Genomic DNA, 11010 nt, shown 5'->3' on the forward strand with positions numbered 1-11010 from the left:
CGCGTCGGCGAGGATGTTGACGCCGCGCAGCATGCGCTCGCGGGCATCACGGGAGAATTTTACGTCTTTGGCAGCCATTTTTAGCTCCTGGCAGGGGCTTCGATCGAGCCCGGGAATTCAGTTGACGGAAAGGCCTGATATCAGCCGATGATGCCCATGATGTCGGATTCCTTCATGATCAGAAGGTCTTCGCCATTGAGCTTGACTTCGGTGCCCGACCACTTGCCGAACAGGATGCGGTCGCCGGCCTTGACGTCCAGCGGGACCAGCTTGCCAGCTTCGTCACGAGCGCCGGAGCCGACAGCGATGATCTCGCCTTCCTGCGGCTTTTCCTTTGCCGTGTCGGGGATGATGATCCCGCCAGCGGTCTTGGATTCGGATTCGACCCGGCGAACGACCACGCGGTCATGAAGCGGGCGGAACTTCGACTTTGCCATTTTTTCTTCCTCGATGAGAACGGTGAGAAACAGTTCCTCCATCCGGCGGCGCCGGACATGTGGTTAGCACTCACCAAAGGCGAGTGCTAACGTGGCGCTGAAATAGGCTGGCGGCGCGCCGGAGTCAAGGCGCTCGGAGCGCCTCTTGGCGCATGATGATGAACTTACCGGTGCCTGGCCGAACCGAGCACCAGAAGCGGGCACCGTTCCGCCAGCGGATAGCTTCCGCTCGGCACGACGCGCACGTCGCCGAACCAGTTGGCTGCCTCGTTGGTCAGCGTGGCCAGCGTCGCGAAGCTGTAGCTTATGTCCGAGCCTGCATAGACGTCGATCGTGTTGATCGAGGTCATGCTCCATCCTGTTCGCGCGGCAAGAGCTTCGCGGTCCGGAAACAGTCTGCCGAATGCATCGCGGATCGTTGCCACCTTGATGGTAAAATCGCGGTCGTCGGTCGTACACGCCATCGCAATCCGCCATTTGAGCGCGTGGAAATTCTCGATCCCGCCGGCCAGAACCAGAGCTTCGATGCCGCACAGATCGTCCGCCGTTTCCGGTCGTGCGAAGACGCGGATCGCTGCGCGCCTGCCAGGCTTCAGCACCCTGGCGACCTCGCCAAACAACGAACTGCGCGCCGCCTGGGAAGCGACCGCCGACAGGCATCCGTCGCCGATGACGGCGTCGATGCTTGCGCGGTCCACGGGCAGGTTAAGCCAGTTGCCGGCGATTGCCCGTCGCGAGCCGTCGTCGCCAGCCCATACGCCGGAAATCATGGCCGCCGACTGGTCGACCGCCAACATCGACTTGCCCAGAACTGCCAATTCCGGGGTAACCCCCAAGAGAAGGACATCGGCATTTCCGAGATCAAGTTCGCGATCGAATATAGCGACGGTTTCCGCTGTCGGCCGGAGCGGCGCTTCCAGAAGTTTCCAATGGCGGTGGTAATCGTCCCAATGATTTGTCATGCAATTCCATTGGCCCCCTGCACGCCTGGATTTTGGATATCACCGGGGCTTAATAGAGGTCGTTGGACAAGCCAAGACATTTCAAGGCATCTACAGACAGTCCAGGAGGTGGATAGTGGCGCGTATCGCCGTGATAACGCATGAGCATGACAGGTTCCTGGGCAGGCGCGATATTCTGCTGCGCAGGAGCAGCCCATACATGCTGTTCGACATTCTTGCGGAATTGAAAAGGCGCGGCCATTCGGTTCGGGTTCAGCAAGGCCTGTCGAAGCCGGTCAGCGCCGATATGGCGGTATTGCATGTCGATGCCACGGTGACGCCAACGGACTATGTCGACTATGCCCGGTGTTTTGCATTCTGCCTCAACATCGGCGCCGCCGACATATCCAAACGGCGGATCAGTGGTGCATTGATCGACAAAACCGACAGCTGGCAAGGTCAGGTGATCGTCAAAAGCAATCTCAACAATCGGGGAATCCCGGAGACGCTCCTCAACCGGCGATCCGAGCGCGCGGGCAAACAGCCGCCGTTTCCGCATTTGCCAATCTTGCACCCCTATGAGATCCACGGATCTCTCGGCGACGTTCCAGACGGCGTCTTTGATTGCGACGATCTCGTCGTGGAAAAGTTCATTCCGGAGAGAGAACCCGACGGTTTTGCTGTTCGTTTCTGGGTGTTTTGCGGAGAGCGAGAGCGCTGCACCCGCTACGTCTCCCCGAACGGCCTGGTCAAGGCATCGGAGACGATCCGGCGCGAGCCCGTCCCGGTGCCCGACGAACTGCGTGAGCGCCGGCGTGAACTCGGCTTCGACTATGGAAAATTCGATTTCGTCATGCATGAGGGCAGGGCCATCCTCCTCGATGCGAACAAGACTCCCGGCCGTCCGCAAAATCTCGTCAAGATGTTCGCGGCCGGCGCTTCGGATCTGACACACGGCTTCGAAGGCCTCGTCCATCGGGCGAAATAGGCGCGGCTCTAGAGGAACAGCCGCAGCTGCGTGTGAATGATAGACCGGTAATCCTCGATGGTCCGGCGGCTTTCCGCTTCGCCCTCGGCAAGCGCCAGGCGCACCACGCCGCCGGCGAGCTGGAAGATCAGCAGAACCATGCGTTCGAACTGCTCGCGCCTCTCGGGCTCCAGCAAGGCGATGACATGGTCGCAGAACATTTTGGCTTGGTGCCGCGTTTCGGCGAGGTCGAGGTTCTTGAGCGCCTTGTCGGCCTGGATGGCGTTCTGCAGATCCTGGATGGCCGGATCGCCGGCGACACGGCTGAGATAATCATCGAGCAGCCGGTCAGCGGCCACGATGACATCTTTCGCCTCGTGGATTTCGGCGATGATCGTCGTCAGCCGTGCCCGGCTGACCTCTGAAAACCGCTCATAGAGCATCGCCAGGATCGCCGATTTGTTGGGAAAGTAGTGGTAGACGGTGGCGATTGGCCCGCCCGCCAGCATGCCGACCTCCTTCATAGTGACGGCGTCGATACCCTTTTCCCCGATCAGCCGCATGGTCGTCGACAGGATCGCGTCGATGCGCTCGCGGCTGCGTTCCTGCTTGGGCTTGCGCCTCGGCTCGGTCGCCATTCTCTTCAATTCCGTCATGCACCGATCTTTCGCACGGTTTTTAGATTCCGGTTGACAAGAAATATGATCAAGTATCAGTTTCTGAAATACTGACAGGTTGTCAGCTTTTTTGCCGCGCGGCAAGGACGTTGGGGAGGCGCCTTTGGCTTCGACAGATATCGGCCACGCAGGCAGTGGCGACTGGCTGGTCGGCAATCCGACCGGCTGGCAGCTCGCCTCGGCCCTGTGGATCGGTTCGGTCGGCCTGCTCATCCTCGGCCTGCAGCCGGTGCTGCTCGGAGCTCTCTACACCGAAGGCCATGTCAGCGGCGACGAACTGGCGCTGGTCGCCACCGCCGAGATGATCGCCATTGCCATCGGTTCGGCCGTCGTGGCGATGCTGCTTTCGGCCCACAATATGCGCTGGAAAAGTGCCGTCCTTCTGCTGCTGCTGGCGCTGGCCAATGTGTGGACGGCCTATGCCGCGAGCGCCAACATGCTGATTGCGGCCCGCGCCCTTGCCGGGCTCGCCGAGGGCGGTCTGGTCGCCATCGCCACCGAACTGATCGCCCGCTCGCGGCGTGCCGAGCGCATCGGCGGCTATTTCGTCACCATGCAGACGCTGGCGCAATGCGCGCTCGCCCTGTTGCTGGCGCTCTATGTCATTCCGGCCGCAGGGTCGGAGGGTGGCTTCATCGTTCTTGCCGTCGTCTGCGTCGTGTCGCTGGCGGTCGCTTTCACCGTGCCCGGTGACTATGCCGACCTGCCCAAGGAAGAGAATCTGGCCAATGTGCTGACGGTTCCCTCAATGACCGCGCTGTTGTCGGTCTTCTGCTACTTCATGTTCTTCGGCGCGGTCTGGGCTTTCCTGGAGCCGCTAGGCGCGCAATACGGCATCGATGGCCGCACCGTCGGCCTGATCGTCTCGGCCAGCCTCGCGGTGCAGGTCCTGGGGGCGATGACGGCGACCGCGTTCGAGGCGCGCATCGATTATCGCCTTGCCATCGCGGCGATCGGCGTCGTGGCGCTTGTCAGTTCCCTGGTTCTTGCCAGCAGCCCCGGCCTGACGACGTTCTGGGTCGCTGCCCTGGCCATGGGCTTTATCCTGCTGTTCATCGTGCCCTACCAGATCCGTCTGGCGATCACCGCCGACGAGACGCGCACCGCCGTGCTGCTGGTGCCGGCAGCCCAACTGTTCGGCCTGGCGATCGGGCCGATTGCGGCGTCGCTGCTCATCGACGGCAAGGATTTCCGGCCGGTGCCGGAATTCGCCGCCGCCAGCGCGGTGGCAAGCGTGGCGCTGCTCGGTCTCTTCGTTCTTGTGTCACGTCGCCGTCGTGCGGTTGCCTGAGCGGGGAGCGCCATGTCGAACACTTGGAGCAACTGGTCGGGCTTCGTAAGTGCCGAGCCCAAGCTGATCGCCAGCCCCAGCGATGTCGGTGAACTCGGTGATCTCGTCCGGAGCGCGCCTGGCCCGGTGCGCGTCGCCGGCGCCGGTCATTCCTTCACACCGCTGGTGAAATCGCAGGGCACGATCCTGTCCCTGGAGAGACTGGAAGGGCTGGTCTCGCACGACGCGCAAAAACATCAGGCGCGGGTGCGGGCAGGGACCCGGCTCGGCCCGCTCATGCACATCCTGCAAGGCATTGGCCAGGGCCTGCCCAACATGGGCGACATCGACCGCCAGGCGATCGGCGGCGCGCTGGGCACAGCCACGCACGGCTCTGGGCCGACGCTCGGCGCCTATCACACGCAGCTGGAGACGGTGCAGATCGTCGACGGGCTTGGCAAGGTCCGCGACTTCAAGCGGGCAGGGGATCGGGACATGATCCACGCCATCGGTGTCGCGCTCGGCGCTTTCGGCGTGCTCACCGAAGTGACGCTGAACAACATCGCGACCTACCGGTTGCGCCGCCGCAAATATGTGCTGCCGATCACCGAGATGCTGCGTGATTTCGAGGCGATGATGGCCGCGCATCGCTCGGCCGAATTCTACTACATTCCGTTTTCCGGCTATGCGCAGTTCATCGCCAGCGATTTCAGCGATGCCGCACCCACCACGCGGCCGCCGGAAGAGGACGAGGCGGGTTTGAGGACACTGCGCAGGCTGCGCACTTCACTTGCCTGGCTGCCATCGCTGCGTGGCCGCCTGATCCGATCGGCGGCCGCCAAATTTCCCGCCGAGGACTACGTGCAGGACTGGCTCAACGTCTATGCCAGCGACCGGCAGACCAAGTTCAACGAGATGGAATATCATTTGCCGTTCGAGGAAGGGCCGAAGGCGCTGGCCGAGATCATCGAGCTGACCGAGAAGCGTTTTCCCGAGGTCTATTTCCCGATGGAGGTGCGCTCGGTCGCGCCGGACCAGTTCTGGCTTTCGCCATTCTACAACAGGCTGACCTGCTCCATCGCCATCCACCATGACGCCGCGAACGATCCTTTGCCGTTCATGCGGGCGGCAGAGCCGATCTTCCGCAGACATGGCGGCCGGCCGCATTGGGGCAAGATGCACAGCCTGAAAGCGGCGGAGCTGAAAAAGCTCTACCCGCGCTGGGACGATGCCATGGCGGTGCGCCGCGACATCGATCCGGAAAACCGCTTCGTGTCGCCCTACATGGCCGGCCTGTTCGGCATCGAATGATGAGCACCTATTTTTCCACCCTCTCGGATGCGCTGAAGACCGCCGGCATCTTCCGACCCTGCCTGCTGCTCGACCGCGATCGGCTGGACGGAAACATTGCCCTGGTAAAAGGGAGGCTGGATCCCGGCCTGGCCGTGCGGCTGGTCGACAAATCGCTCGCCTGCCTGCCGCTGCTTGCGCATATAGGCAAGGCGCTTCGCCATGAGCGCTTCATGACCTTCCACCCGCCGATCAGCGAGGCGGTGCTGAAGGCGTTTCCGGATGCCGATCTGCTCTACGGCAAGCCGATGCCGATCGGTGCGGCAAGGGCTGCGCTGGTGAAGGGTGATGCCGACTGGTCGCGTGTCTGCTGGCTGATCGACAGCGAGGAGAGACTGGCGGAATACGGTGCTCTCGCTGACGAACTCGGCATCGGCCTGCGCATCGCTTTCGAGATCGATGTCGGGCTGCATCGCGGCGGCTTTGCTGATCCCGCGGCCTTGTCGAAGGCGCTGAGCGCGTTGCCGGTCCGGCTGCATTGCGAAGGCGTCATGGCCTACGAGGCGCATGCGCCGCTCATTCCCGGCCTTTTCGGCGGACCGGCAAAGGCATTGGCGGAGGCGTCGGCGCAGGCTGCGGCGTTCGTCGCCTGTCTCGGTGCCGACCAGCGCCGCATCCTCAACATCGGCGGCAGCAAGACCGCGCTGCTTCATCGTGGCGGCGCGGCCAATGAAGTGTCGATGGGCTCGGCCTTCGTGCTGCCCAGCGACTTCGATACGCCAGGCCTCGACGGCTTCCAGCCGGCGGCTTTCATCGCTACGCCGATCCTGAAAGTGGTCGAGCCGATGCTGCCTGGCCCGCCGGCCGTTACCCGCCTGCTGCAGGCGCTCGGCCGGTTTCCGCGCAAGGGCTGCTATCTCTATGGCGGCAAGTGGATGGCCGAGCCGGTCTTCCCCCAAGGCATGAAGACGAACGGCCTGCTCGGCCTGTCCTCCAACCAGCAATTCATGGGCTTGCCCGCCGATGCGACCGCAAGGCCAGGCGACTACGCGTTTCTAAGGCCGACGCAGAGCGAGGCCGTGCTGCAGCAATTCGGGTCGATCGACGTGTTTTCCGGCGGAAAGGTCATCGATCGCTGGCCGGCGCTGCCGATGGCGTGATCGAGCTACGCCTTCACCGGTACCCAGATCTCCAGCCCGCCATTGCCGCTGTGGGCATCGAACTCCGGTCCATAGCGCTCGAATTCCGGTGCATCCGCGATTTCGTGACCGGAGTCGGGCAGCCAACTGTTCCAGATCGTGTTGATCGTCCGGCGGATGGATGAGATGTGCTCGCGGTGCGAGAACACCGCATATTTCTGCGCCGGCACCCGCACCCGATAGAAGTCCTTCGGCAGATCCGCAAAGCCGGACACTTCGACGCCGACGACATAGTCGAAATTGCCCGCGTCGTCGCCGTTAAGGCAGACGCCGTAGAAAACGCCTGAGATCTCGCCTGGGATGTTGCCGATATAGGGTGCAAAACGCTGCCACTGCATCGGAATCCCGGCGCTGGTTTCACAGCTGTAGCGTTCGCCGAGGCCGGCGATCAGGAACGGCCGGCTGGTCTCGAAGCGCGGTGGTTCGAGATTGGTGAGGAAGGACTGGTCCATCAGGATCGGCTCCACGAGGTCGAGGTTGTTGGTCGAGCCTTGCGCGCGTACCAGTTCCGGCGTGGTGCCGAACTGATCGCGGAAGGCACGGGTGAACGCCTCATGCGAGTTGTAGCCGGCGTCGAGCGCGACGGCGAGGATGTCGGGCGCTCCGCCGGCCAGCTTGCGCGCCGCCTCGGTCAGCCGGCGTGAGCGCATGTAACCCATCACCGAGCGGCCGGTTGCGGCGCCGAAGGCGCGCGTCACATGAAAACGCGACACGCCGCTGCTTTGCGCGACATCGTCAAGCGAGATCGCCTCCGGCAGATGGCTCTCGACGAACCACAGCGCTTTCTCGGTCGGGTTCATGGGGCTCCTTTTCGCATTGGCCGGATCATCTTGGCGTTTCCTGGCGCGGCCAGTTTGATCGAAATTGCGCATCCCGTGCAATCTGCGCCGATCCCATGGGCTTTCGCTTGACAGCGGGCCGCGTCATCTCCTAAGAATGTTATGTTATTACATAAAATATTATGTTATTACATAAAGTGAGCGTGCAATGCCTGTTTCCCTTAGCTGGCCCACCACTTCGTCCGAGAAATCCATTGCGAAGCGTTTGGTGGAAATCTACGCTGAAGTGGTGATGGTCCCCGAGCCGAAAGGCGAGGGGTGAAAAGGGAACACGGTGAGGCCTGTTCAGGTCGAGGCCGTGGCTGCCCCCGCAACTGTAAGCGGCGAGCAAAATCCGTGAATGCCACTGGCCGGCAAGGCTGGGAAGGCAGGATGGCGCAACGACCCGCGAGCCAGGAGACCTGCCATCACTGAGTTGACCGGACGGGGTGTGCCGGGAGGAAACGCGAGTCCCGGTCTTGTCGGCCGGTTCGCCAGCTTCCTTCCGTCGCCAGTTTTGGAAAGTGACGGAAAGTTGGACGGCTCCATCGATCATCGCATCACCATGCGCACGCTTTGCCGTCCCCGCAATCCGGCGGGCAGCAGCCGATGAGCGCAGTGCTTCTCGAAGCCCATGACCTCTGTGCCATGGCGAATGGGCGGAATCTGGTCCAGGCGGTCAGCTTCTCGGTGGCCGCTGGCGATCGCCTTGCCATCATCGGTCCCAACGGCGCCGGCAAGACGACGCTGCTGCGCATGCTGTCGGGCATGCTGCGGCCAAGTTCCGGCGAGGTGAAGCTTGGCGGACGCGGGCTGGACAGGATTTCGGCCGCCGAGCGGGCGTTGCATATCGCCGTTGTCGGCCAGACCGACCAGCCCGATCCGCGGCTGGCGGTGATCGATTATGTCGAGCTTGGCCGGGTCCCGCACGCCGGGCTGCGGCGCAGGCGCGAGGAACGCGATATCGCCGTCGAGGCGCTGCGCCGGACCGGCCTGCTGCCGCTGCTTGGCCGCACCGTCGGCTCGCTGTCGGGCGGCGAGCGCCAGCGCGCCCAACTGGCGCGCGCCATCGCCCAGCAGCCCAAAATCCTGTTCCTCGACGAACCGACCAACCATCTGGACCCGCGCGCCCGCGGCGAACTGCTCGACCTCGTGGCAGGCTTCGAGATGACGGTGATCGCGGTGCTGCACGATCTGGCGCTGGTAGCACCCTTCGCCACCAGGGTTGCGGTGATGAATCATGCCCGCCTGCAAGCGCTCGCCGCACCGCGCGAAGCGCTGGCCCAACAGCTGATCCGCGAGATTTTCGGCATCGATGTGCTGCGCCTGCGCCATCCGACCGAGGATCGAGAGTTGACGGTGTTCGAGGTTCCGAACCGTGCCGCGCCGCCGTCGTGATTGAAGCCGTTCCATAGTCGACCCGATCCCACCCACAAGGAGCATACCCGTGAAACGCCTCGCTTTTTCGCTTGCCGTCTCGCTGCTGACCTCGACCGCCTTCGCCTTCCCGGTAACCGTCGACAGCTGCGGCAAGCCGCTGACCTTCGACGCGCCGCCGAAGCGCGCTGTCATCCATGATCTGAACATGGCCGAGATGGCTTTCGCGCTGAAATTGCAGCCGTCAATCGTCGGCCTGACCGGCATCACCGGATGGTACAAGGTCGGTCCCGAATTCAAGGCAGAGCAGGGTTCGATCCCGGAGCTGGCGCCGAAATATCCGACGCTCGAAAACCTCGTGGCCGTGGAGCCGGATTTCTTCTTCGCCGGCTGGTACTACGGCATGAAGCCGGGTGGCGAGGTGACGCCCGACACGCTTGCCCCGCACGGCATCAAGACGCTGGTTCTGGCGGAAAGCTGCGTCCATCTCGACAAGAGGCGCCCCGCCGCCTCGATGGACCTGCTCTACGGCGACGTCGAAAAGCTGGGCAAGATCTTCGGCAAGGAGACAGAGGCGGAAAAGCTTGTCTCTGGCTGGAAGGCGCAGCTCGCCGACATCACCGCCAAGGTCGGCAGCGCCAAGGGCACGCGGGTGTTCCTCTACGATTCCGGCGAGGACAAGCCGTTCACCGCAGGCAAGTTCGCCATCCCCAGCGCCATGATCACTGCCGCCGGCGGCGACAACATCATGGCTGACATGGACACCAGCTGGGGCAACACGGATTGGGAAACGGTGGCGTCGCGCAATCCGCAATTCCTCATCCTGCTCGATTACCAGGACGGTGGCGGCTACAGGAAGCTGCTCGACTTCCTGAAGGCGCATCCGGCCATGAAGGAGACCGACGCGGTCAAGAACGAGCGCTTCGTTGCCCTCCGCTACGCCGAGCTGACGCCTGGACCCGCCAACATCGAAGCGATCGACAAGATCGCCAAGGCCATGCACCCGGAAGCATTTTGAGCTTGCGCCATCCGGCATTTGCGTTGGCCATGCTGGCGGGAGCGGCGGCGATCGCCGCTCTCGCTCTGCTGTCGATCGCCTATGGCTCGACGCTGATCCCGCTGGCCGACGTTGTAGCAGCGCTTGGCCGCGCAATCGGCTTAGGCGGGCACGACGTGTCCGGGCCGGTCGGCAAGATCGTCGTCGATCTGCGGCTGCCGCGCACGATCCTGGCCATCTGCGTCGGCGCGGGCCTCGGCGTCGTCGGCGCGCTGCTGCAGACAGTGACCCGCAACGATCTCGCCGATCCGTTCCTGTTCGGCCTGTCGTCGGGCGCCGCCGCCGGTGCTGTTTCCGTCATCACCGTCTTCGGCGACAGCTTTGGCATCTGGACGTTGCCGGTCGCGGCCTTCACCGGCGGCATATTGGCCGCCGGCGTCGTCCTGCTGCTGGTCGCGCGGGTGAGGGGCCAAGGGCCGGAGCGGCTGATCCTCGCCGGCCTTGCCGTGTCCTTCATGTTCACCGCCTTGACCAACTACCTGGTCTTTGCCGGCGACCAGCGCGCCGCCCACTCCGTGTTGTTCTGGACGATGGGCGGCCTTGGCCTGGCGCGCTGGGACAATATCTGGTTGGGCGCGCTGGGTGCGGGCACCATTCTGGCTTACGCGCTGTGGAACCACCGCCGGCTCGATGCCTTCCTGGCCGGCGAAAACGCCGCCGAAAGCCTTGGCGTGCCAGTGGCGCGCATGCGCCGAATGACGTTTCTCGTCGCCGCCTTCTCGACGGCGATCCTGGTCTCTGTCGCCGGGGTCATCGGCTTCGTCGGGCTGATGATCCCGCATCTGTCGCGGCCGCTGGCAGGCCCCTTGCATCTGCGCCTGGTTGCCAGCTGCGCCGTCTTCGGCGCGGTGCTTTTGCTGGCCAGCGATCTTCTGGCCCGAACGCTGCTGCCGCCGCAGGAACTGCCGATCGGCATCATCACCAGCTCGGTCGGTGCGTTCTTCGTCGTCACCATGCTGATCCGCAACCGGCTTTGA

General features: G+C 63.5%; 11 protein-coding genes and 1 riboswitch. Of the genes, 7 read left to right on the forward strand and 4 right to left on the reverse strand.

Features of this window, described 5'->3' with window-relative positions; genetic code table 11:
• Positions 1-140: 140 nt before the first annotated feature.
• Positions 141-437, reverse strand: coding sequence for a co-chaperone GroES (groES, locus tag EN990_RS17140; protein WP_006203049.1), 297 nt, complete (start codon positions 435-437; stop codon positions 141-143).
• Between the two features lie 164 nt (positions 438-601).
• Positions 602-1399, reverse strand: a complete 798-nt coding sequence (locus EN990_RS17145) for a class I SAM-dependent methyltransferase (RefSeq protein ID WP_127370363.1) — start codon at positions 1397-1399, stop codon at positions 602-604.
• A gap of 115 nt (positions 1400-1514) precedes the next feature.
• Between EN990_RS17145 and EN990_RS17150 the strand changes: the two genes are divergently transcribed.
• A complete protein-coding gene (locus tag EN990_RS17150) occupies positions 1515-2366 on the forward strand; it encodes a hypothetical protein (protein WP_063167712.1) in 852 nt (283 codons plus the stop codon).
• 8 nt (positions 2367-2374) lie between these two features.
• On the opposite strand, the gene EN990_RS17155 is transcribed toward EN990_RS17150, so the two are convergent.
• Positions 2375-3001, reverse strand: a complete 627-nt coding sequence (locus EN990_RS17155) for a TetR/AcrR family transcriptional regulator (protein ID WP_027163205.1) — start codon at positions 2999-3001, stop codon at positions 2375-2377.
• A gap of 124 nt (positions 3002-3125) precedes the next feature.
• Here EN990_RS17155 and EN990_RS17160 point away from each other — a divergent pair, with 124 nt between their 5' ends.
• Genes EN990_RS17160 through EN990_RS17170 form a run of 3 tightly spaced genes read left to right on the forward strand, consistent with a single transcriptional unit; the run spans position 3126 to position 6742 of the window.
• On the forward strand, positions 3126-4313 hold the full coding sequence (locus tag EN990_RS17160) for an MFS transporter (protein WP_127369381.1): 1188 nt from the start codon (positions 3126-3128) through the stop codon (positions 4311-4313).
• A gap of 12 nt (positions 4314-4325) precedes the next feature.
• Positions 4326-5603 carry a D-arabinono-1,4-lactone oxidase gene (locus tag EN990_RS17165; protein ID WP_127369382.1) on the forward strand — a complete coding sequence of 426 codons (1278 nt, stop codon included), beginning with the start codon at positions 4326-4328 and terminating at the stop codon, positions 5601-5603.
• Positions 5603-6742 (forward strand): alanine racemase, encoded by a 1140-nt coding sequence (locus EN990_RS17170; RefSeq protein WP_164766121.1) that lies wholly within the window; start codon positions 5603-5605, stop codon positions 6740-6742. Before EN990_RS17165 ends, EN990_RS17170 begins: the two co-directional genes overlap by 1 nt.
• Before the next feature lie 5 nt (positions 6743-6747).
• Here EN990_RS17170 and EN990_RS17175 read toward each other — a convergent pair whose 3' ends face one another.
• Positions 6748-7581: an AraC family transcriptional regulator gene (locus tag EN990_RS17175; protein WP_064994164.1), complete on the reverse strand. Its 834-nt coding sequence runs from the start codon at positions 7579-7581 to the stop codon at positions 6748-6750.
• 255 nt (positions 7582-7836) lie between these two features.
• Positions 7837-8044, forward strand: a riboswitch (cobalamin riboswitch).
• Positions 8045-8208: 164 nt separating this feature from the next.
• Between EN990_RS17175 and EN990_RS17180 the strand changes: the two genes are divergently transcribed.
• The 3 genes from EN990_RS17180 to EN990_RS17190 are packed head-to-tail and all read left to right on the forward strand — an operon-like array spanning position 8209 to position 11010.
• Entirely contained in the window at positions 8209-8997 is a 789-nt protein-coding gene (locus EN990_RS17180; RefSeq protein ID WP_064994132.1) for an ABC transporter ATP-binding protein, read from the forward strand.
• 49 nt (positions 8998-9046) lie between these two features.
• Positions 9047-9994 carry an ABC transporter substrate-binding protein gene (locus EN990_RS17185; RefSeq protein ID WP_027163210.1) on the forward strand — a complete coding sequence of 316 codons (948 nt, stop codon included), beginning with the start codon at positions 9047-9049 and terminating at the stop codon, positions 9992-9994.
• A 29-nt stretch (positions 9995-10023) separates the two neighbouring features.
• Positions 10024-11010, forward strand: coding sequence for an iron ABC transporter permease (locus EN990_RS17190; protein ID WP_081714386.1), 987 nt, complete (start codon positions 10024-10026; stop codon positions 11008-11010).

It is taken from the genome of Mesorhizobium sp. M7A.F.Ca.US.005.03.1.1, assembly GCF_003997975.1.
GTDB classification, from domain to species: domain Bacteria; phylum Pseudomonadota; class Alphaproteobacteria; order Rhizobiales; family Rhizobiaceae; genus Mesorhizobium; species Mesorhizobium ciceri.